A 20383-nucleotide genomic window follows, 5' to 3' on the forward strand; every position below is an offset into this window, starting at 1 on the left:
AAACCATTACGTAACGTACAACCGATGATAAAAAAGGAGGAAAGAATCATGGAAACGATCGAAGCCATCATGACACGCCGCAGTGTCAGGAAATTTGAGAAACGCCAGATCCCCGATGCGGTTCTGGAAACGATCATCCGGGCGGGGACCTATGCCCCGTCCGCCCTCGCCCTCCAGCCGTGGGCGTTTGTCGTTGTGCAGGACCAGACGGTTCTGGACCGGGTATCGGACTACTGCAAACCCCTCATGGTCTCGCACATGAAGAATGCCCATGACGGGATGTCGGATGCGTTCCGGGCCCTGCTGGAGAGCCCGGGATACTCGATCTATTATCATGCCCCGACCGTCATCCTGGTCATCGGGAAGACCGGCAGCCGGTTCCGGGAGATCGACTGCTCGCTCTGCGCAGAGAATATGATGCTCGCCTCCCATGCGCTCGGCATCGGCAGCTGCTGGGTCGGGTCAACGGAAGTGGCGTATGACAACAGGGAGATCATGGCAGGGTTCCGGATCCCGGAGGGCTTCAGCCCGGTCGGCACGATCGTCTTCGGGTATCCCGAAGAGAGACCCGAAGCCCACGACAAAAACGCGCCGAAGGTGACATGGGTCCGGTAACGGAAAGAGACTGATCGTGAAGGATACCCGGAAAAGAGTACGGGCTCGTCAGAACTGCTCTGCCAGAATGGAATACCCGGCAGGGAGGATGAGATCTCAAACCTGTTGGTACCCCCCCTCTGCACGCGAATATCGTTAGCTTTCCTCACTTTTTTGCCAACCAGATCCCGCGATCGTTCGGATCCCGGCACAGAGATCGTTTATATGAGCCTGCCCTCCGTTTATCCGGGCTCACGCGCCTCGTGGAGGAGAGATCGCTACGAAAAAAACAGGAATTACCGTGAATTGGATCCTGGGTCTTGCATTTCTGGGAATGGCACTCATTGTCCTCATCGAAACGGGTGTTTTCATTGTGTACCCATCCTTAAGCCCGTACACGTCCACCCCGGTCAGCGGCAATCCTGCGGAAACCGGAACAACCATTCCGGTAATAACCGCATCGGATACCCGGCCCATGGTCTCATCCCTCCCGCCGGAAATATCTCAGGAGCAGGCAATTACTCTTGTACGGGAGGATTATTACCGACCGGCGTATTCTGTCGCCAGAATCGCCCTGACCGATCGTTATGCGAAAACCCCGCTCTATGAAATAGACCTGGCACCTGTTGAGGGATTGGTTGCTGAACAAAACGAAACAGTGTTCATCGATGCAACTACCGGGGATTATTACAGCCCGGCCCAGGAAAGCGCCAGGATCTCTGTTGAGCAGGCGAAGGAGTTTGCAAGGAATGCATTCCCGCACCTGTCCCCCGACAGGGTCAAGATCAGGTTTTCCGATGGATCACAATACGCCCTTGGCTGGGAATTTACCCTGATGCAGGGCGATGAAAAACTTGTCCAGGGCGGCCTTGCGGCAGACACGGGCGATCTGAAGTGGTACGCCTTTCCCGTCCTGCGAAAAGACCGTCCTGCAAACCCTTCAATCTCCCTTGATGCGGCAAAAATCATAGCCGAGCGGGAAATCCGAAACCGAAACGGTGTATTACCCGTTGCGCAGACCGATGCCAGGCTGGATCCGCTGGGTATGCCCGGTGAAAAAATTGCCGGGAAATACGTTGTTGTCTATACGAGGATCATCCGAAACGTGCCCTGTGACAGCGACAGCCTTGTCGTCACGGTTGATTCGGTAACCGGGAAGGTTACGAGATATTCGAAACAATGGATACTTCCTGAAAACGCGGTTGTTTCAATGTCCCCCCCTGCCATTTCCCGCGAGGCAGCGGCTGGTCTCGTGGAACGGGAAGCCCGGAAACGCTATCCCGCGTCTGCCGGCAGCCTTACCATCATCTCTGCGGATCTCCGGTGGATGGATTATCACAACCCGGATCAAATCATCCCGGCGCCCGGGGATATCCCTCTTGCCTGGAAGGTACAGTTCGACGATGCAGTTATCAGGTCACAACAGTGGCCGAACCCGGGAACCGGATGGGTGGATGCGCAGAACGGGACCCTCCTGGATTTGTATTACCGGCATTAGGGCAATTCATTTTACACGGGAGTGAAGGGATCCGGAAAAACAAGTGTATGCGGTTTCCCTTTCACCCGTTTTTCCGGACTCCATGCAGGATTGCACCTGCCGCAAGACCGATGATGAGAAGCACACCTGAAAAGCCGGGCAATGCCGACGGTGTTGTCCGGGGGGGGAGTGCTGTTTTCCGGTCTGGTGGGGAAGAGGAGGTTCTATTGCCGGCTCCGGTCCGGGTTGTATTTTCAGAGGGTACCGTGGGCGGGGCAAGGGAAACGAGCACGACCTCCCGGGGTTCCGCGAAGATATTTTCACCGGCACCCCGGGTATAGATGATACGATCACGGGAAATCACCGGGGAGGATAAGCCATACCTGAATGGCGTTATCCGGTTTTTTTCACCGGTGACCAGGTCCATTACGGTGATTGCCGATCTCTGTTCCCTGACATCCAGGGGATTCTCGGCTTGCAGCCAGGCAACCCGGTTGCCGGAGAGCTGGGGGGTATGCCCCTCATGCAGGGATCCCGACCCGGTAACGGTCCGGGTCCCGGTTGAGATCGTGTAATGAATGATGGTTACGATCCCGTCGATCTTCTCTGCCCATAGGACCTGGTCTTCCTGGAGATAAGGGGTCCCGAGGAGCATCCTTGGCCGGGTGAGGCGGGTTTCTGTCCCGGTGTTGAGATCGAAGAGATAGAGATCCGGATTATCTCTGCCCTCGTTGCGGCCGTCCACCCAGAGAACGAAATCCCCGGCTATCCGTGGAAGACTCTGGTTGCCCGGTGAACCGGCCGGCAGGTAATATCTCTTCCCTGTGGTCAGGTTGAGGAGGACGATCCGTCCCTTCGTACCGGGAGAATCCGGGTCGTGCTCGGTCCAGACCACCCGGTCCCGGTCGATCCAGGGGTTGTCATTATGCCTCAGTGCTGATACGGGAAGGGTGGAATCATCCTGGTTGGTGAGCTGGACGGTCAATCCGGTCGTGATATTCATCAGCATGATCCCGTATTCAGGATATACTACCCGGTCTCCGGAGATGGACTGCCCTTTGGGAATTTCCGTTATTGCTGGAACCGGGCCGGTAATATCCCGCCGGGGACCCGTCCGGTAAACCTGTTTTTTTGACCTGTCACTGATAGTGTATACGTAGCATCCCCGTTCAGGAGCATTCAGGTATTTATTATCCTGGATCCAGAAGAGCCGGTCCCCGTCAAAGGTCATGGAGTGCGGCTCTCCGGCAATAGTGAAGAGAACGGTTTCAGCTCCTCCGTCAGGGTTCTCTGCTGCAAATGCTGCCGGGATGAAAAAGAGGCCGATGAGAAGAATACCCTGCAGGATCGGGGAACTCCAGGACTTCATATCACGGAAAAAAAGTTAGGGGAATATGAACACCGGTGTAGTATCCTCATCCTCGGCATAGTTCGGGCTCGCTGTATATCCCCACGCATGAGTATAATACTGGCCGTTTGCGGGATATAGCTTATCTTGCTGGGCAGAGACCTGGCTGATTCCTGCACTGGAGCTCACTGAAGTGGATGCCTCTGTCTGTCCTGTCTGGGAATTGATCAGTGCGGCATCTACGTAGATATAGGAAGGATTGCTGATACTTGATCTACACGTTCCGGAATAGCGTATCGTCCGGTAGTCCACCTTATACCCTGAAGCCGTTACCATGACGGTTGCCCTCAGCGGACGTACTATCCGGTCAGCAGATACATCCGTCACGGACGGTTCCCTGCCCCACCACTTCATCGTCTGTGCGGCCATGTTCTCCTTTATGGAATCCTTGACCCCTGCCAGGTGTTCGGGATGCACTTTCTCCATGTAATCAAGGACCGTGATGTCCTTGCCGTAGAGTTCATTGATTGTTTTCAACTGCGCTTCACCGGCTACGGTTCTCACGACGTTCTTCTCTTCCGCTGCACTCACCGTAACAACCAGTGCGCATGCAAGGAGGAGCGCCACAAGAATTACCGCGCCCAATTTGGATTGTTTCATTGTTGTCATGTGTCATCTCCTTTCGGCCAACGACAGCATCCGCTCTTCATGTACGGATTGTGTAAGGCCAAAAGACCGGGCAGCTTCGCATATCACAGAGGTAAAACTGTACTATGCTGCCCACAATTCGGGGGCACATCTGCATGTCCCCGGATTCTTATACGAAATGGATCTATAAACGATCTCTGTGCCGGGATCCGAACGATCGCGGGAATAATGCCGCCGGAAAAATTTATAATAATCCCCGGATAGATTGTTATTATGAAAGAGCGGGATGTGGAAGGCGGGAAGGGTGCGGAAACCGGCACGTCCATCCCTGCGAACACCCGCCAGTACCTCACTCTTGCGGCCTGCGGCCTCTTCCTCGGGTTCTGTCTTCTCGAACTGGTTTATATCCCCCTCTTTGGTGTTGACGGGAGCGGGATACCGGTTCCCCGGTGGCAGATGCGGCCTGTCGATCTCTTCCTCCACCTGGTCCACTCTCTCTCACCTGTACTTGTCCGCCCGGCCGGACTTCTCCTGCTCTGGGGCTTCTGCCTTGGGTTCTACTTCAACTTCCGGCTCATCTCCGACAGGACCGTTCTCGGCTTCCCGAACCGGGAGAAAGTGTTCCGGGCCATCGTACAAGAACCCGGCAGTCATTTCAATGCTCTCCGCGACCAGACGGGAATCAACCGGGGGACACTCCGCTACCATCTCGCAACCCTCGTCCTCAACGGGAAGATCTCCTGCGTCCGCGATGGCGTCTACACGCGGTATGTGCCGGCCGGACTGTCCACCCGTGAGCGGGATAAACAGGTTGCCTGCCGTTACCGAGATGAAACGGACCGGGCGATCCTGTCCTACCTGCTTATCCACAGGATCTCCACCCAGCAGGAGATCGCAAGCGGGGTTGACCGCTCCCCCTCGGTAATCTCCTGGCGGATAAACCGGCTTCATTGCGAGGAGATAGTAACGATACAATCCTCCGGCAGGGCCAACCGGGTCAGCCTGACCCCCGAAGCCGGGAGATCGCTCCGGAAGATTGGCGAAACCCGTAACCCGGGAAATCGTTTAACGGATATCTGTCCGGAGATTTCTGGCATACAGGCAGAACCGGCCTGTACACATCCATAGTTTTTATCCCCCGATCCCCCGGTTTCTGCCGAGGGATGACCGCCGATGCGGCATCCGCGACATTCTTCACGTCTGCGTATTCCCGGTGCGACCTGTACGATGCGCTTAATATCGTTGACACATTCAAGCGCTACGGGATGACCAGCCAGGCCACCAGTCTGAAGTTCCGGCAGGAGATCCTCAGTCTGGGCAATATGAAGGATGGCACGGTGCTCCTCCATAATTTCCTCGGAAAGGAGCCCGGGGCGGATGCGCTGTACCGGCAGATCGGGATCAATATGTCGCGGGCTTCTGCTGTGACCTCGTACTCTTTCTGATACCCCTGAGGGGGGGTCCATGCCCCTCAACAAAAAAGTGACCTGCCCCCATCCGCTTTCCCTGAAGGTGGCTCCCCACCCCCCCGATGAATTTGTCCGGCGTGGGGACCGGGTTTTTTATCACATGTACATGTGATAAACGCATGTACATGCGATTATTGGATGTACATGTCACTCACGGTGTATGCGGTTTGAGCAGGGCAAGCTGCAAAGCCAGCTCCCCGCATGGGGTGATCCGGTAGAATTTCTCCTTCCGGCTGTTGCCCGGCCCTGTCATTTCCTCTATGAGATCCAGTGAGGTCATGGTCCTGAGGATATTCGAAAATGTTCCCTGGCTCAGCTCGTGCAGCACCGCCCTCTTCCCGGTAAACAGATCGGTCTTTCCCGCTCTGTTCGGTGCAACCTTCACCCCTTTCTTCCGCACCGGCACATAGAATCCCGAGAGCTGGAGGAAGAGATAGGACCGGGGTACTACCCGGGCAAAAGGCTCCCCCTCTTTTTGCGGGCGGTACAGGGTCTGGAGGATTTTGATGTAATTCGGGTTTGCCGCAACGCTCTCCACGGGAGCCTTTGGTACCGGAATTTTTGCCTGGACCGCCTCACCTCCCCGCCCGGCAAACGAGTAGCGGGCCTCCCCCTCAACCCAGAGCGCGAGAGTGAAGAGGGCAAGAGCCATATCCTTCGATCCCTCAGAGAGATCGAATGAGAACCATGCATGGGGATGGTCTTTTTTGATCTTCAGGATAGCATCGCGGGCCGAGTTGTCCGCCGGGGGAGTGACGTAGACGAGCGATGCGGGGACGTTGAGTGATGGAGCAAGAGCTTTGACTTTGTTCACCGCTTCCCGGGCAGCATCCTTCCCTGCCCGGACCGCCTCTTCGTCCCGGGCGTTGTTCGTGTAGAGTTCCACGTCGGCAAAGACGAACAGGTGCGTAATATCGGGATGGTTGCGGAGGGTTGCCGCATACGCCTCGTAGATCCCCTCTCCCGCACTGATGATATGGACATGCTCCCGCCCGGCCATGATCAGCGTCCGGATTGCAATTATAAATGTCTGCTGGATAAAAAATGGATTATACTCAGTGTGTTGTCCTGGCTTCTGCCTGACCTTATCCTCTTCAAAGTCAGGGTTTTATACCATCATAGGGATACTCTACACAACCCATGGATGATGATCGCGCACTCAACGAGATGGCTGCTGTCATCCTCATAATCTCTCTCGTGATTGTGATGGCTGCGCTGGTCTTTATCCTCTCATCCGGCATGCTGTCGAACCTCACCAAGCCGACATTGATCGCCCCGAAGATCAGCGCCCAGACCATCAGCGGGAAAGATGTGATCGATATCTCCAACCGGGGTGGCGACGTCATCTACCTCAACGTGCCCAAGCTGCACTATAACGAGATGGGCGTCTATATCGACACCCCGGAGGGAAGTTACCGGGCCCGGCCGCTCCCGGGGGTGGACCAGTTCAGCCCGGGAACCACCCTCTATCTCTTCAAAGGACCCGATGCGTACCGGATAACGGACAACCCGGTCGATCTCGCATCGGCGTCGGCAGGGTCCGTTCCTGCCGGGCAGGTGGCAGTCCGGCTCGTGGATGAAACCTCGCAGCTCCTCCTTGCAACGTGGGGGAATGCCGAAGGGTCATCCCCCGCCCCGGTACCAACCCCCACCCCCACCCTTCCCCCGTCTCCCGGGCCGGTGAAAGCCGCTTTTACCCGCGATCCTGCAGAAGGTATTGTTCCGTTTTCGGTCTGGTTCACCGACGCATCGACCGGCCCGGTCACCTCGTGGTACTGGACATTCGGTGATGGTTCTACAACGGACGAACAGAGCCCGTCCCACCTCTATTTGAAAACCGGAGAATATACTGTGAGCCTGAAGGTTACCAATGCAACCGGCGGTGCCGACACGTTCACGTATCCCGGGTGCGTCCGGGGAATTATCCGGGCGGATTTTGCTGCAACACCGGTCTCGGGTCCGGCCCCCCTTGCAGTGCAGTTCACCGATACATCCGGTCCGGATGCACAAACCCTTCTCTGGGATTTTGGTGACGGGGTTACTGCGAACTCTTCGCAGAGGAACCCGGTGCATATCTTCAGGAATAGCGGCACCTACACGGTAAAACTCACCGCGTCGGGTGCCGGGGGATCGGATACCGCGATAAAACCCGGCTACATTACCGTGCAGGACCTGCCCCTGCCGGTGGCCGGCTTCTCCGCGATTCCGGTTTCTGGAACCGCGCCGCTCACGGTTGCCTTTACGGATACTTCGACCAACAACCCGACAACGTGGTCGTGGGACTTTGGCGACGGGGATACAACCGGTACTACCCTGCAGAACCCGGTGCACACCTATACAAAACCCGGGAGTTACACCGTGACACTCCAGTCAGCAAATGCCGGTGGCAAAAGCGGGATCCTGACGCGGCAGGGGTATATCACGGTTTCCAGCTCCACCCTGCCCCCAACGATCTCGTGGGTATGGCCGGACAACCTCCGGCACGGGCAGTCCCACACGGATGTGGATCTGGAAGGAACCGGCTTTGTTGAGGCAGGGACAACCCGGGTCACCCTACGACACGCCGGTGAGAAGGATATCGAAGGCGAGTGGGTCAAGGTTCTCCGTCCCACGCACCTCATCTTCGACCTCCATGTTCCGGGAAGTGCCGATCCGGGAGACTGGGACGTGATCGTCACCAACCCCGATGGCAGGAGCTGCACGCTGAAGGGCGGATTTGAGGTCCGGAGCTGATTGATTATGGATCAGGGAAACGCGGATTTCTCTGTATTGTCTGCCGCCAGATTCATATTTCCTCCAATCTATCCTTTTGTATGACATATTCTGCGATCCTGACTCCTTTTGCAATAATCCTCGAACTGGTCGTTTTTATTCTGGGGGTCTATGCAGGATATTGCCGGAAAAAACCGTACGCCTATCTCTTTGCCGTCACGTTTTTGATCTTTGCGGCCTTTGACTATCTGGGCTCGATTGGTGTATCGACCGACATCATCGCAATACTGAATATCGTGGCGGTTCTTGCCGCCCTTGCCGGGATGTACCTGGTTGTCCGGGAAAAGAGCGCATAATATCCCGGCTTCCCGCATAACCAACAACCTGTATCCGGCTGGCCCGTGCGGCGGAGCGGTTATCCGCGGAGCTTTTTTTTGGTGATCATCCGGTTCCGGCTCCTTTATGCCGTTTTGCACCAACACGGAAGATATGGACCGATTGTACGGAGTGAGCGGATGAGACGCGAGAACCAGAAAGTACTGGATGACTTCCTTTCCCGTGCAGATGCCATCAGCGACGATATCCTTGCAGATACGCAAAAGATGCTTGGCTGCATGCCGTATATCCTGCCCGTTCTGCGGGAACGGCCGGAGTACTTTGCCCTCTCCTCGATTGCGGACGAGATGGTCTGCCGGCCGGCCCACCTGTCTTCGAAGACTGCCGAGCTCGTGGCCCTGGCAGCGGCGGCAAGTGCGGGTGCGGAATATTGTATGCAGGTCCACATCCGTGCAGCGGCAAAGGAAGGGGCCAGCCGGGACGAGATCTATGACACGATCCTGATAGCAGCGCTTGTCGGAAAGACCCGGGTGCTGGCACCCGCTCTCCGCGGGCTTTCGGATGCATTGCCCAAAGAGAACCGCCAGACGCGGGAAAACCAGCAAACCCCCTGATCTTCCTCCCGGCACGTTCCGGGAGGGCAGATTGTTGTATCCTTGATCCGGGCTGGTCACCCCGGGCCTGCCTTTACCTGGGGGAACGGTCGCGTTTCGCTGAAAAAAATTTCCGGATCTTCCCCCACCAGGAACGTTTTGGCCGCTTGCAGAACGGGAGCATACCTTTTGCCACCCGGGAAGCTTCGCAATCGTTGCACAGCGTGTGCCGTTTGCAGGTGCGATTCGGGCAGGGGCAGTCTGTTCGTATCATTACGGGGATCTCCAGCAAACACTGAATCCCCGGGCGGTATAATGTTTTCCCGGCCCGGGCCTTTGGGGCAGGTGACCCAAGGTTGATGTGGTTTGGGGATCCTGTCTCTTCATGGATATACCGGCAGTTTCCGTAATCATCACCCTGTGTGCGTACCTTCTCGGGATTGCCGGTGCCGCTCTTATCATCTTCGGGGGGTTCCGGGCGCTAATACGGGTGATCCTCCGCGGGATCTCCAGATCCGCCTGCACCTACAACCAGATCCGGCGGGACTTCACGGACAAGATCGTCTTCGGCCTTGAATTCCTGATCGCTGCCGACATCCTTGCAACGCTCCTCTCTCCTACCGAGCAGGATCTCATCAACCTGGCTGTTGTCGTGATCATCCGGACCGTTCTCGGCTATTTCCTTTCAAAAGAGGCTGCGGAGTTCAATCTCCAGTAACCCCTCAGGGCGTCTGGCCGGTCAGACCCTCAGATCTGCATCTTTTCCAAAAGCCCGTCTGCCCAGGCTGCAATCGCGTCCCAGTTGCGGAAATCCCCGGATGGGATCTTTGCCATCTCCATGAACCTGCGCATCAGGAAACTGACTTTTGCCGGGTCGAGTTTACCGGCGAACAATACGGAAGAGACCGGTGAGAGGGGGACGATTGCCTTCCTTAGGGCTTCCATGGCAGATCCGACTGCCTCAGGTTTGGGATCCTGCGGAGCGATTCCAACCGCAAACGCAGCAACGGGCATCTCGGTCAGCTGCGCGAGGAACTTTGCAACAAACAGCCTGACCGGCTTGTCCATGCTTCCCATGTAGAGCGGTCCCCCGATGACAACCGCGGAATATCCTTCCAGAGACCCGACGGTCTTCATGTCGGCAACCGTGACCTCCGCCCCGTTCTTTTCCAGCTCCCTGCCCACCGCCTGCGCGATCTCGGCAGTGGAGCCGTTCCGGGTTGCGTATGCGACAAGTACCCGTGCAGTCATGATCGTTTTCCCGTGAAGATAATGGGATGCCAGTCAGGATAAAACCCCGGGCCTCCCCCCGCTATTCCCTGTCAGCCGATGCCGGCGCAGTGTCCTGCTGTAGCCCCGGGAAAAAATCCTTCCGGATCTCGTTTCTGAGCAGGAAGACCGGGATGGCAAAGAGGGCAAGGGACCCGAGAAGAACCCAGAGCTCAAGGGCGATGATGAGGTGAACGCCAGGATGGTAAAGGAGACAACTGCTGTTACGAGAAGACCGGGGGTGATACCGGCCGCTGCAATGGTCCCGATTATGGGGATGAAGAAGTAGCCCAGGATCCAGTCCTGGACCCGGAGCATCCTGATGTAATGGAGTGCCTGCCCCATGAATGGCAGAACGACCAGCCTATATGAATACTCGGAATTCGTTTCCTGCCGTTCTGCTGCCCGGCCGTGTGGTCTCTCGGCAAATGCGATACGGATCCCGGCAGTAAATACCACTCCTTTATAGGCGATCCAGAAGAGATGTTGAGGAGAGGAGAATTTCCACATGGCAACCGATCCCGTATGTCTGATGATCGTTGATGAAGACGATGCGAAGTTCACGAGTGTCCACAAGGATCAGAAATACTATTTCTGCTGCAACTGGTGCAAGAAGCAGTTCGATGAGAACACGAGGCGCTATACCCGTATCTCCAACGACGTCTGCGTGAACCTCAAAGAAATCCAATAAAAAAATCCTGGCAGGGCAACCCTCGCTGATGCGGGATATGGTTACCTGATCCTGTTTGAAGTTTTTTTTGGGATCCGGTAGTGGATACTGTTTTAAATCTGCACGGGCAGATACAGATGCAATAATCCAGAGGCAAACAACGAGCGATTTTTATGAAACCTGAAGATGATCCCTGGCTCAAAAGCGCACACAACAACGCAGAGCTCCTGGACCTGGAGAACAAGAAACTCTGGTCGTTATCCTTACCGATTCGGAATAATCTGCCGGTCATTACCAAGTACCAGGATTTCTGGAACCAGGCCAAACACATTACTGCGCTCTTCAAGGAGCTCAAACCGCTTGCCCGGAATGACCGGGACCTGCTCTGGAAACGGTTCAATGCCCTCTGCGTTGAGGTCAAGGAGAAACAGAAAACCGAGTACGGTTCCCTGGAATCCCTGTCGCAGGGGCATTTTGATGCCATCATGAAGCTCGCAGAGGAGGCCCGGATCCCTCCCGGTGCTCCCGCATCGGGCATTCACGACCTGGTGGAACGCGGGCAGAAACTCAAAAATGCCAGCGACCTTCTGGGGAAATTCAAGCACGAGATGATTGCAAAGCACAAGAAAACCTGTTTTGACCGCATTCAGGAGATCCGGAAACTGCACGATGCGGCATGGGGGCAGCTCAGGGAGATAAAGCCCTGCCGGGAGTCGAAGGCCGAATCCCGTATCCGGAAGAATCTCGAAGGAAACTATGAGCTGCGCAAAAAAGCTGAGAATGCGCTGGAGAATTTCCAGATCGGGAGGGGTCATATCCTCACTTTTCTCTCAACGAGCGTGGATCCCGTAAAGACTGCCTCCGCGAAAGCCCGGCTTGAGGAGACAGAGATGCGGATCCGGGATATCGAGCAGGGCATCCGTCAGCTGGAGCAATGGATTGCAGAGGATGAGAAACGGCTGGGGCAGCAGTAACCGCCCGGTTTTTGTTGTTTACTCAGGTATCAGTGTTTTTTTTAATTGCCGGGGGATCACGAAAGACCGGGTGTTTCAGCGACCCCCCGTCTCTTCATACGGGCGGAATAGACAAATAAGGCCAGCTCGCCATCCGGCGTGATGCTGTACAGTCTTTTATGGGCATTCTCCGGATCTGTCTCCTCCCGGATAAGGTTCCACGCAACCAGTGCCGATACAAGGCGGGAGAAGGCGGGAGGGGTGAGCTCACGGCTGCCCGGTTCCTCCTCCCCATGACGGGCCGGGATGTGCCAGGCCTTCGCCTCATTGAAAAGGGTCTCCTTTGGCACAAGAGCAATCTCTCCCTTACCGCGTTCCTGGCTCCGGAAGAGTATGGTGAGGATCACGAGATACTGCGGGTTGGCCGGCAGGTTCTTTGAGGGAAGGGTCGGCACCGGCACTCTCCGGGCAGGGGAATTACCAAAGGCATAATAGGAGTCTCCTTCAACCCAGAGCGACATTGAGAAGAGCCCAAGCGAGAGGCGTTTTGACCCGGCGGAGATATCGAACGAATACCGGGCATCGGGATGCTCGCTGAAGATACCGAGCACCGGGTCCCGGATCGCATCGAAGGTTGCGGCATCAATGCAGACCAGGGCGCAGGCAATATGCCGGGAGCGTGAGAGAGCGTTCACTTCTTCGATTGCATTGCGGATTGCGCACTTCCACGTCCGTTTCTTCATATCATCGCGGGCCGAGTTGGTGTAGACCTCTTTTTCAGCAAAGATGAACGTGTGCGTCACGGTAGGGAGTTCCATGAGAACCGCGGGGTACGCTGTATGGATACGGTCGCCGGCGCTGATGATGTGGATGTGTTCCTGCCGGTCCATGAGTACTATCCGGCATTGGATCATAAATGATTGCGGCCCCGGCACATGGCTGTGAAGAGCGAAACCGGTGACCGGGTATGGATTTCAGCCCCTGTCACGACCGGGTAAGATCTTTTGATACGGATACCGTAACGGCAGAGAACTGTGGAACCGGGGATCTGCTAAGGAAAGAGAAAAAATGTATTTAGATAAAGATCGGCGCAAGCACGAGCGTCAGCGTAGCAAGGAGCTTGATGAGCACGTGGAGCGACGGGCCGGCAGTGTCCTTGAACGGGTCGCCGAGCGTGTCGCCGACAACGGCTGCCTTGTGGGCCTCGCTCCTCTTGCCGCCATGGGCACCGGTCTCGATGTATTTCTTGGCATTGTCCCATGCCCCGCCGCTGTTGTTGAGGATAAGGGCAAGGAGGATGCCGGTGATGGTTCCTACCATGAGGAAGCCGGCTAGGGCCTCGTACTTCATGGTGACACCGATGATGATCGGGAACCCGATCACGAGGATACCGGGGAGGACCATGCTCTTTAAGGCACCCTGGGTCGTGATGTCGATGACCGCTGCATAGTCAGGCTTCTTGGTTCCCGCCATGATTGCGGGGTCCTTGAACTGGATGCGGACGGCGCTGATCACGGACTGTGCGGTCTTGGAGACTGCACGGATGGCGAGGCTCGCAAAGAGGAAGACGAGCATGGCGCCGAGAAGTGCCCCGACAAAGACCGGGACGCTTGCCAGGTTGACGACCTCGAATGCCTTGCCGGTCAGCTTGGAAATGTCAGCCATGTACGCGTTGAAGAGCAGGAACACGGCAAGTGATGCACTGCCAATGGCGTATCCCTTGGTGAGTGCCTTCGTGGTGTTGCCGGCTGCATCGAGCTTGTCCATGCGGTTCCTGACTTCCTGGGGGGCCTGGCTCATCTCGACAATGCCACCTGCGTTGTCAGCAATGGGGCCGAAGGTGTCCATGGTGAGGACGTAAGCACAGACCATCAGCATACCGACGGTTGCAACTGCTGTCCCGTAGAGTCCGCCGTTCGGAACGCCGCTTAAGGTACCGAAGCCGTAGGAGATCAGGAGGGAGAGACCGATGAGGATGGCCGGAACTGCCGTGGTCTCAAGACCTACGGAGAACCCGGTGATGATGTTGGTTGCGGCTCCTGTCTCGGAGGCGTCAGCGATCTCCTGAACCGGGCGGTAGTGGTGGTCGGTGTAATACAGGGTGACCCTGAGGAAGAGCACGGAGAGCACAATTCCTACGAGACCGGCATAGAAGAAGTTGATCCACCCGGGAACGGTTCCAAGGAGCCACTGGACCCCGAAGAAGAGGAAGATCGCGGAGATGATTGCCGTGATGTAGAACCCGCGGTTCATGGCGTCCATCGGGTCGGCCCCGTCTTTGCCCTTGACAGAGAGGATACCGATCATGCTCGCAAGGAGACCGAGCGAACACATGACGATGGGGAAGAGGATACCGTTCACACCGAAGAAGGGGAAGAGCGCGACACCGAGGATCATTGCACCGATGTTCTCGGCTGCGGTGGACTCGAAGAGGTCGGCGCCACGGCCGGCACAGTCGCCAACGTTGTCGCCAACGAGGTCTGCAATGGTGGCCGGGTTCCGGACATCGTCTTCGGGAATACCTGCTTCCACCTTGCCGACAAGGTCTGCACCTACGTCAGCGGCCTTGGTGTAGATACCGCCACCGAGCTGGGCAAAGAGTGCCACGAACGAGGCACCGAAACCGAAGCCGATGATGACGAACGGGGTGGTCTGCGGGTTTGCCCCGAGAGCAATGTACGTCAGGGAGACACCCAGGAGCGACATCGAGGTGATGATCAGGCCCGAGATGGCCCCGCCGCGGAACGAGAAATCAAGTGCTTTCCCGTCACTGGTCTGGGCTGCTGCCGCCGTGCGGATGTTTGTCCTGACGGCAATCCACATGGCAACGACACCGGCAACTGCACTGCAGGCTGCACCAACCACAAAGGAAGCTGCCGTTGAGAGGGCAAGCGACTGCTGGTTGGTGAAATAATACACCCCGTAGAGCACAAAGGCAAACACGATGGCCAAAATGGCGATAGTCGAGTACTGGCGCTTGATGAATGCTTCCGCACCCACCCGGATCGCATCGGCAACCTCGCGCATCTTGGGCGTACCCTCATCCTGCGAGAGGAGATTACGCGTCAGGATTGCGGCAAGGGCCAGAGCGATGATACAGATCGCAATCACGATTAGTAATACGTTTTCGATCATTCCATGACCTCCCTGCTGTCCGGAAATCCCGGTGGTTGTACCCTGCACTGAAGCATGCAGCCGGTACATCCACGATGGTTTTTCCAGTACATCAGGTATGATAAGATTGGCATCGGCGGGTAACCTGCCCCGATGACTCCAGAGGATGTACAATGGTTCCGAAGTTCCCCCCGGAAAAATCCATATACCACCCTAAGAGATCAATAGTGCATTCTTGAAACATTAAACTTTTATCTTTCATTGCGCTCCCGAGGGTCTGGCCGACCCGGGCCGCATTCATCGCCTTCCTGTGTTTTTTCTGGTTTTCTGGCCTTTCACCCTCATTTCCTGGAGATTATCTGCAATTTTCTCTCACTTTTATCCGGTTTTTCACCGGATTTTACTGTTTTTCCGGAAAATGAAGAATCGTGCACAATTCAATATGATTAATAATGAAAAATTCGTATATTCAGAGAAGGAGGGTATCTGGTGCAATTCGTACAGCTTCTGTTATTTCTCATACTGTTTCCCCTGATCGCGGCAGTGTTCATGCTCTGTATACGAAAAGAGATTGAACGCATCCTGATCGTGAAACTGTCCGCACTGCTTATCGGTGTGGCGACCGTGTTTCTTCTCTTTCTCACGTTCGATAAAGGAGCCCAGCTGGTCTCTGCTATTCCTGCAGAACCGGTCGGGCTCGTCATGTTCGTGCTTGAGATCCTGATAGCCGTCTTTATCCTGTATCTCGGTCTCAAACACCGGAAATACGTTGTAGTGGGACTCATCGTTGTCCAGTCCGCGATGATGATCTACTTCGAGGTCGTGTATGCCCATTCGGCAGGCGCAACCTCCAACCTGTTCATCGATGAGCTCTCGAATATCCTGGCTCTCATCATCGGCATCATCGGCAGCCTCATCTGCGTGTACTCGCTTGGCTACATGAAGTTCTTCCACGAGAGCCACCCGGAGGTAAAAGACCGGCGCAACATGTTCTTCTGTATCCTGTTCGTCTTCCTGTCGGCGATGTTCGGGCTCGTCTTCTCCAACAATCTTCTCTGGGTCTATTTCTTCTGGGAAGTTACGACCCTCTGTTCGTTCCTCTTGATCGGGTACACGAAGACCGGGGAAGCAACCAATAACGCATTCAACGCCCTCTGGATGAACCTGCTTGGTGGTATTGCCTTTGCCGGAGCAATCCTGTACCTTGCAATGTCCGGCAGCAATATTATCGGCCTCGACCAGCTCCTTGCATCCGGTAAAGTGATAGCCCTCATCCCGGCAGCCCTTATCGGGTTTGCCGGGCTTACGAAGGCTGCCCAGCTCCCGTTCTCATCCTGGCTTGTCGGGGCAATGGTTGCACCGACCCCGGTCTCGGCCCTGCTCCACTCGAGCACCATGGTCAAAGCCGGTGTTTACATCATTGTCCGGCTCGCGCCGATCTTCCAGTCGACTTTCACCGGCTACATGCTGGCTCTCGTGGGTGGCCTGACGTTTTTGCTCGCGTCGGGAATTGCCGTCTCGCAGAGCAATGCGAAACGGGTGCTGGCCTACTCAACAATTGCAAACCTCGGCCTCATCGTGGCCTGTGCCGGCATCGGCACGTACGAGGCGATCTGGGCTGCGATCCTCTTGATTGTCTTCCACGCGATCTCCAAGTCGCTCCTCTTCCTCTCCGTGGGAACGGTCGAGCACCGGATCAAGAGCCGCGAGATCGATGATATGAACGGCCTCATCGTGCGCATGCCGAAGATAGCCTCGATGATGGTGATCGGTATTGCCGGCATGTTCCTCCTGCCGTTTGGGATGCTCATATCCAAGTGGGCGGCGATCCGGGCGTTCATCGACGCACCCTACGGGTTTTTGTTCGTCATCATCCTTGCATTCGGCAGTGCCCTCACCCTCTTCTTCTGGGCCAAGTGGATGGGCAAGATCATCGCCGTCACAAGCGACAGCAAGAACATCGAAGGGGAAGTTGACCGCAGCGAATGGGCGGCCCTCACCTCCCTTGCGGGGCTTTCGATTGTCACCACGCTCGTCTTCCCGCTCCTCTCGACAAAACTCCTTGAGCCCTACCTCCTGGCAAATTACGGCAAGGTGGCCCAGCTCTCGCAGGATAACATCATCATCATGATCCTGATGCTCTTCCTGCTCGTCTTAATGCCGCTGTCCATCCTGTTGCCTCACCACCGGAAACACCGGCATGTTGCCCCCTACATGGGTGGCAGGACAACAACGCACGACATGCGGTTCTCGGGCTCCCTTGGTATCCAGAAAAAGACCGTGCTCTCCAACTACTACCTCCAGGACTGGTTCGGTGAGACCAAGCTCAGGACAACCGGTATCTGGCTCTGCTCCCTGCTCATTGTGATCATGCTTGCAGCCGGTGCATTACCGGGGGTGTTCAAATGATCAATATCGTCTGGGCCATCATCTTTGTCCTCGTGGCGCCGATCGTTGGCGGTCTTATTGCCGGTATCGACCGGAAGATAACCGCCCACATGCAGGGCAGGGTCGGCCCGTCGATCCTCCAGCCGTTCTGGGATGTGGGCAAGCTCTTCGAGAAGGAGCACGCGGTCGTCAACGAGACACAGATCTTCTACGCGATCTGCTACGTCATCTTCATGGCTTTCACGGGAGCGCTCTTCTTTGCCGGCGGGGATCTCCTGCTCGTCATCTTTGCGCTCACGCTCGCCCAGGTATTCCTCGTGCTGGGTGCCTTTGCCGCGAACTCCCCCTACAGCTACGTGGGGGCAGAACGCGAGCTCCTCCAGATCATGGCCTACGAGCCGATGGTGATCCTGGCAGCGGTTGGCATGTTCGTTGCAACGAAGAGCTTCAACGTGTCAGATATCGCGGCCAGCACCACGCCGGTCGTACTCCTGATACCGGGCATCTTCCTCGGCTTTTTGTATGTCCTCACGATCAAGCTCCGCAAGTCCCCGTTCGACATCTCCACCTCGCACCATGCGCACCAGGAGATCGTCAAGGGTGTGACAACGGAGTTCTCGGGCCCGTCACTGGGCCTCATCGAGATCACCCACTGGTACGAGACGGTCCTGCTGCTCGGCTTTGTCTGGCTCTTCTTCGGGTTCAACCCGCTGATAGCAGTAATCGCCGTCATCGTTGTTTACCTGCTGGAGATTCTTATCGATAATACCAATGCCCGTGTCCGCTGGCAGATGGCTGTCAAGAGCTCGTGGCTGATAGCGCTTGTTGTCAGCATGATCAACCTGGCTGCCCTTTATTTCCTCAACGGAGGCGTATCATGACCTACCTGGCCAAATCCCCCTGGATCATCCACTATGATGCATCGAGCTGCAATGGCTGCGACATCGAGATCCTGGCCTGCCTGACACCCATGTACGATGTCGAGCGGTTCGGGATCATCAATACCGGCAACCCCAAGCACGCCGATATCTTTGTGGTCACCGGTTCCATCAACGAGGCGAACCGCGAGGTCATCCAGAACATCTACAACCAGATGCCGGACCCGAAAGTCGTAGTTGCCGTAGGCATCTGCGCCTGCTCGGGCGGGGTATTCCGGGAATGCTACAATGTTGCCGGCGGCATCGACAAGCTCATTCCGGTCGATGTGTACGTGCCCGGCTGCGCTGCCCGCCCGGAATCCATCATCGACGGGATAGTAACCGCTCTTGGGATCCTTGAAGAGAAACGGAGTAAGAATGTTCACTCCCCGGTTGTGACCGACCACGGTCATGCAGAACACCACAGGCACGCAGAAGGAGGTGCACAATGATGGAATTACAGACGATCACCCCGATCAGTGTCGGGGAGGTTGTGGCAAAAGCAGAGCAGGCAAAGAAAGATGGCAACCGCCTTGTCCAGATCGGGTGCACGAAGATCGAAGACGACTTCGAGATCATCTATGTTTACGACAAGGACTACAAGCTCACCAGTTACCGCATCACCGTAAAACAGGATGACGAGATCCCAAGCATCAGCGGGGCGTATTTCGGGGCCTTCGTGTACGAGAACGAGATCCACGACCTCTATGGCATCCATGTCAAGGGAATCAACATCGATTTCAAGGGCACGTTCTACAAGACGGCGATCAAACATCCGTTTTCGGTGACCATCACCAAGGAGGGCGACGCATGAGCAAGCAGATAACCATCCCGTTCGGCCCGCAGCACCCGGTGCTCCCCGAACCCCTCCACCTGGACCTCGTGCTTGAGGACGAAAAAGTCGTGGATGTCATCCCCACCATCGGGTACGTCCACCGGGGCCTTGAGAAGCTCGTGGAGAAGCGGGAATACACCGAGTACGTCTTTATTGCAGAGCGGATCTGCGGCATCTGCAGTTTCATTCACAGCCAGACGTACGTGCAGGGTATCGAGCAGATCATGGGCCTTGAAGTGCCCGAGCGGGCGCAGTACCTCCGGACGATCTGGGGGGAATACTCGCGTCTGCACTCCCATCTCCTCTGGCTCGGGCTTTTTGCCGACAGCATGGGCTTTGAGAGCGTCTTCATGAACGCCTGGCGCCTCCGGGAGCACATCCTCGATGACCTGGAAGCGACCACGGGCGGCCGGGTCATCCAGGGCGTCTGCAAGGTGGGGGGTGTCCGGAAGGATATCACCCCCGAGAAGCTCGACGAGATGCTCAAAGGGCTCAAGAGCATGGAGCACGAGCTTACCGATCTCAACAACGTCTTCCTGCATGACAGCTCGATGAAACACCGGCTGAAAGGGGTCGGTGTTCTCAGCAAGGAGGATGCGTACTACCTCGGTGCGGTTGGACCGACCGCCCGGGGCAGCAGTCTTGCCATCGATATCCGGGAGACCGGCTACGGGGCACTCGGGAAGATCAACTTCAAGCCGGTTGTAGAGCACGATGGCGACTGTTATGCCCGCTGTGCGATACGGGCAAAGGAGATGTTCACGTCCATCGATATCATCGAGCAGTGCATAAAGAAGATCCCCGACGGCCCGGTGGACATGAAGGTCACCGGCGCCCCCAACGGCGAGTACTTCTCGCGGACCGAGCAGCCACGGGGCGAGGTCATCCACTACATCAAGGGTAACGGCAAGAAGAACCTTGTCCGGCACCGGGTGCGGACTCCCACGTTCACGAACATCCCCCCGCTCGTAACCCTCCTCAAAGGCTGCGAGCTTGCGGATGTGCCGGTGATCGTCCTGAGTATTGATCCCTGTATCGGCTGTGCGGAGAGGTGAGCTGA

22 protein-coding genes are annotated in these 20383 nt (G+C 56.4%); 15 read left to right on the plus strand and 7 right to left on the minus strand.

Annotated features, from left to right (window positions below; genetic code table 11):
* Positions 1 to 48: 48 nt before the first annotated feature.
* Positions 49 to 615, plus strand: coding sequence for a nitroreductase family protein (locus WC598_RS08825; protein WP_372961121.1), 567 nt, complete (start codon positions 49 to 51; stop codon positions 613 to 615).
* 280 nt (positions 616 to 895) lie between these two features.
* On the plus strand, positions 896 to 2092 hold the full coding sequence (locus WC598_RS08830) for a hypothetical protein (RefSeq protein WP_372961122.1): 1197 nt from the start codon (positions 896 to 898) through the stop codon (positions 2090 to 2092).
* Positions 2093 to 2153: 61 nt separating this feature from the next.
* Here WC598_RS08830 and WC598_RS08835 read toward each other — a convergent pair whose 3' ends face one another.
* Both WC598_RS08835 and WC598_RS08840 read right to left on the minus strand, forming a co-directional pair.
* A complete protein-coding gene (locus tag WC598_RS08835; RefSeq protein WP_372961123.1) occupies positions 2154 to 3440 on the minus strand; it encodes a hypothetical protein in 1287 nt (428 codons plus the stop codon).
* Between the two features lie 15 nt (positions 3441 to 3455).
* Positions 3456 to 4088, minus strand: coding sequence for a hypothetical protein (locus tag WC598_RS08840; protein WP_372961124.1), 633 nt, complete (start codon positions 4086 to 4088; stop codon positions 3456 to 3458).
* Between the two features lie 252 nt (positions 4089 to 4340).
* Here WC598_RS08840 and WC598_RS08845 point away from each other — a divergent pair, with 252 nt between their 5' ends.
* Both WC598_RS08845 and WC598_RS08850 read left to right on the plus strand, forming a co-directional pair.
* On the plus strand, positions 4341 to 5195 hold the full coding sequence (locus tag WC598_RS08845) for a winged helix-turn-helix transcriptional regulator (RefSeq protein ID WP_372961125.1): 855 nt from the start codon (positions 4341 to 4343) through the stop codon (positions 5193 to 5195).
* A 35-nt stretch (positions 5196 to 5230) separates the two neighbouring features.
* The gene (locus WC598_RS08850; protein WP_372961126.1) at positions 5231 to 5512 is read left to right on the plus strand and encodes a M3 family metallopeptidase; all 282 of its coding nucleotides are present in this window, start codon (positions 5231 to 5233) and stop codon (positions 5510 to 5512) included.
* A gap of 175 nt (positions 5513 to 5687) precedes the next feature.
* On the opposite strand, the gene WC598_RS08855 is transcribed toward WC598_RS08850, so the two are convergent.
* The gene (locus tag WC598_RS08855; RefSeq protein ID WP_372961127.1) at positions 5688 to 6536 is read right to left on the minus strand and encodes a hypothetical protein; all 849 of its coding nucleotides are present in this window, start codon (positions 6534 to 6536) and stop codon (positions 5688 to 5690) included.
* Between the two features lie 140 nt (positions 6537 to 6676).
* On the opposite strand from WC598_RS08855, the gene WC598_RS08860 reads away from it, so the two are divergent.
* The 4 genes from WC598_RS08860 (at position 6677) to WC598_RS08875 (ending at position 9895) form a co-directional block, all read left to right on the plus strand.
* Positions 6677 to 8269 carry a PKD domain-containing protein gene (locus WC598_RS08860; RefSeq protein WP_372961128.1) on the plus strand — a complete coding sequence of 531 codons (1593 nt, stop codon included), beginning with the start codon at positions 6677 to 6679 and terminating at the stop codon, positions 8267 to 8269.
* An 80-nt stretch (positions 8270 to 8349) separates the two neighbouring features.
* Positions 8350 to 8604: a hypothetical protein gene (locus WC598_RS08865; protein WP_372961129.1), complete on the plus strand. Its 255-nt coding sequence runs from the start codon at positions 8350 to 8352 to the stop codon at positions 8602 to 8604.
* A 159-nt stretch (positions 8605 to 8763) separates the two neighbouring features.
* The gene (locus WC598_RS08870) at positions 8764 to 9198 is read left to right on the plus strand and encodes a carboxymuconolactone decarboxylase family protein (RefSeq protein ID WP_372961130.1); all 435 of its coding nucleotides are present in this window, start codon (positions 8764 to 8766) and stop codon (positions 9196 to 9198) included.
* A gap of 364 nt (positions 9199 to 9562) precedes the next feature.
* Positions 9563 to 9895 (plus strand): DUF1622 domain-containing protein, encoded by a 333-nt coding sequence (locus WC598_RS08875; protein ID WP_372961131.1) that lies wholly within the window; start codon positions 9563 to 9565, stop codon positions 9893 to 9895.
* A 29-nt stretch (positions 9896 to 9924) separates the two neighbouring features.
* Here WC598_RS08875 and WC598_RS08880 read toward each other — a convergent pair whose 3' ends face one another.
* Both WC598_RS08880 and WC598_RS08885 read right to left on the minus strand, forming a co-directional pair.
* Positions 9925 to 10428 (minus strand): flavodoxin domain-containing protein, encoded by a 504-nt coding sequence (locus tag WC598_RS08880; RefSeq protein ID WP_372961132.1) that lies wholly within the window; start codon positions 10426 to 10428, stop codon positions 9925 to 9927.
* A gap of 33 nt (positions 10429 to 10461) precedes the next feature.
* A complete protein-coding gene (locus WC598_RS08885; protein ID WP_372961133.1) occupies positions 10462 to 10956 on the minus strand; it encodes a hypothetical protein in 495 nt (164 codons plus the stop codon).
* Between WC598_RS08885 and WC598_RS08890 the strand changes: the two genes are divergently transcribed.
* Together WC598_RS08890 and WC598_RS08895 are read left to right on the plus strand one after the other, a co-directional pair.
* Entirely contained in the window at positions 10955 to 11137 is a 183-nt protein-coding gene (locus tag WC598_RS08890) for a YHS domain-containing protein (protein ID WP_372961134.1), read from the plus strand. The genes WC598_RS08885 and WC598_RS08890 overlap by 2 nt on opposite strands.
* Before the next feature lie 152 nt (positions 11138 to 11289).
* The gene (locus WC598_RS08895; protein ID WP_372961135.1) at positions 11290 to 12090 is read left to right on the plus strand and encodes a hypothetical protein; all 801 of its coding nucleotides are present in this window, start codon (positions 11290 to 11292) and stop codon (positions 12088 to 12090) included.
* Between the two features lie 56 nt (positions 12091 to 12146).
* Here the strand turns inward: WC598_RS08895 and WC598_RS08900 are convergent, their stop codons facing one another.
* Positions 12147 to 12959, minus strand: a complete 813-nt coding sequence (locus tag WC598_RS08900) for a hypothetical protein (protein ID WP_372961136.1) — start codon at positions 12957 to 12959, stop codon at positions 12147 to 12149.
* A gap of 184 nt (positions 12960 to 13143) precedes the next feature.
* Positions 13144 to 15204: a sodium-translocating pyrophosphatase gene (locus WC598_RS08905; RefSeq protein WP_372961137.1), complete on the minus strand. Its 2061-nt coding sequence runs from the start codon at positions 15202 to 15204 to the stop codon at positions 13144 to 13146.
* A gap of 468 nt (positions 15205 to 15672) precedes the next feature.
* Here WC598_RS08905 and WC598_RS08910 point away from each other — a divergent pair, with 468 nt between their 5' ends.
* From WC598_RS08910 to WC598_RS08930, 5 genes are read left to right on the plus strand one after another with little or no spacing between them, the layout of a single operon-like run.
* Positions 15673 to 17592: an NADH-quinone oxidoreductase subunit L gene (locus WC598_RS08910; RefSeq protein ID WP_372961138.1), complete on the plus strand. Its 1920-nt coding sequence runs from the start codon at positions 15673 to 15675 to the stop codon at positions 17590 to 17592.
* On the plus strand, positions 17589 to 18452 hold the full coding sequence (locus tag WC598_RS08915) for a respiratory chain complex I subunit 1 family protein (protein ID WP_372961139.1): 864 nt from the start codon (positions 17589 to 17591) through the stop codon (positions 18450 to 18452). Before WC598_RS08910 ends, WC598_RS08915 begins: the two co-directional genes overlap by 4 nt.
* Positions 18449 to 18940 (plus strand): NADH-quinone oxidoreductase subunit B family protein, encoded by a 492-nt coding sequence (locus WC598_RS08920; protein WP_372961140.1) that lies wholly within the window; start codon positions 18449 to 18451, stop codon positions 18938 to 18940. Before WC598_RS08915 ends, WC598_RS08920 begins: the two co-directional genes overlap by 4 nt.
* Entirely contained in the window at positions 18937 to 19302 is a 366-nt protein-coding gene (locus WC598_RS08925; protein WP_372961141.1) for an NADH-quinone oxidoreductase subunit C, read from the plus strand. Before WC598_RS08920 ends, WC598_RS08925 begins: the two co-directional genes overlap by 4 nt.
* Positions 19299 to 20378, plus strand: a complete 1080-nt coding sequence (locus WC598_RS08930) for a nickel-dependent hydrogenase large subunit (protein WP_372961142.1) — start codon at positions 19299 to 19301, stop codon at positions 20376 to 20378. Before WC598_RS08925 ends, WC598_RS08930 begins: the two co-directional genes overlap by 4 nt.
* The last annotated feature ends 5 nt before the right edge of the window (positions 20379 to 20383 follow it).

Origin of the sequence: Methanoregula sp. (genome assembly GCF_041645475.1) — an archaeon.
Taxonomy (GTDB): domain Archaea; phylum Halobacteriota; class Methanomicrobia; order Methanomicrobiales; family Methanospirillaceae; genus Methanoregula.

What these genes read in the sequence shown, in the direction of transcription:
- WC598_RS08825 (WP_372961121.1), top strand. Translation starts at nt 49, where the DNA reads ATGGAAACGATCGAAGCCATCATGACACGCCGCAGTGTCAGGAAATTT.
- WC598_RS08835 (WP_372961123.1), bottom strand. Translation starts at nt 3,440, where the DNA reads ATGAAGTCCTGGAGTTCCCCGATCCTGCAGGGTATTCTTCTCATCGGC.
- WC598_RS08840 (WP_372961124.1), bottom strand. Translation starts at nt 4,088, where the DNA reads ATGACAACAATGAAACAATCCAAATTGGGCGCGGTAATTCTTGTGGCG.
- WC598_RS08845 (WP_372961125.1), top strand. Translation starts at nt 4,341, where the DNA reads ATGAAAGAGCGGGATGTGGAAGGCGGGAAGGGTGCGGAAACCGGCACG.
- WC598_RS08850 (WP_372961126.1), top strand. Translation starts at nt 5,231, where the DNA reads ATGACCGCCGATGCGGCATCCGCGACATTCTTCACGTCTGCGTATTCC.
- WC598_RS08855 (WP_372961127.1), bottom strand. Translation starts at nt 6,536, where the DNA reads ATGGCCGGGCGGGAGCATGTCCATATCATCAGTGCGGGAGAGGGGATC.
- WC598_RS08860 (WP_372961128.1), top strand. Translation starts at nt 6,677, where the DNA reads ATGGATGATGATCGCGCACTCAACGAGATGGCTGCTGTCATCCTCATA.
- WC598_RS08865 (WP_372961129.1), top strand. Translation starts at nt 8,350, where the DNA reads ATGACATATTCTGCGATCCTGACTCCTTTTGCAATAATCCTCGAACTG.
- WC598_RS08870 (WP_372961130.1), top strand. Translation starts at nt 8,764, where the DNA reads ATGAGACGCGAGAACCAGAAAGTACTGGATGACTTCCTTTCCCGTGCA.
- WC598_RS08875 (WP_372961131.1), top strand. Translation starts at nt 9,563, where the DNA reads ATGGATATACCGGCAGTTTCCGTAATCATCACCCTGTGTGCGTACCTT.
- WC598_RS08880 (WP_372961132.1), bottom strand. Translation starts at nt 10,428, where the DNA reads ATGACTGCACGGGTACTTGTCGCATACGCAACCCGGAACGGCTCCACT.
- WC598_RS08890 (WP_372961134.1), top strand. Translation starts at nt 10,955, where the DNA reads ATGGCAACCGATCCCGTATGTCTGATGATCGTTGATGAAGACGATGCG.
- WC598_RS08885 (WP_372961133.1), bottom strand. Translation starts at nt 10,956, where the DNA reads ATGTGGAAATTCTCCTCTCCTCAACATCTCTTCTGGATCGCCTATAAA.
- WC598_RS08895 (WP_372961135.1), top strand. Translation starts at nt 11,290, where the DNA reads ATGAAACCTGAAGATGATCCCTGGCTCAAAAGCGCACACAACAACGCA.
- WC598_RS08900 (WP_372961136.1), bottom strand. Translation starts at nt 12,959, where the DNA reads ATGGACCGGCAGGAACACATCCACATCATCAGCGCCGGCGACCGTATC.
- WC598_RS08905 (WP_372961137.1), bottom strand. Translation starts at nt 15,204, where the DNA reads ATGATCGAAAACGTATTACTAATCGTGATTGCGATCTGTATCATCGCT.
- WC598_RS08915 (WP_372961139.1), top strand. Translation starts at nt 17,589, where the DNA reads ATGATCAATATCGTCTGGGCCATCATCTTTGTCCTCGTGGCGCCGATC.
- WC598_RS08920 (WP_372961140.1), top strand. Translation starts at nt 18,449, where the DNA reads ATGACCTACCTGGCCAAATCCCCCTGGATCATCCACTATGATGCATCG.
- WC598_RS08925 (WP_372961141.1), top strand. Translation starts at nt 18,937, where the DNA reads ATGATGGAATTACAGACGATCACCCCGATCAGTGTCGGGGAGGTTGTG.
- WC598_RS08930 (WP_372961142.1), top strand. Translation starts at nt 19,299, where the DNA reads ATGAGCAAGCAGATAACCATCCCGTTCGGCCCGCAGCACCCGGTGCTC.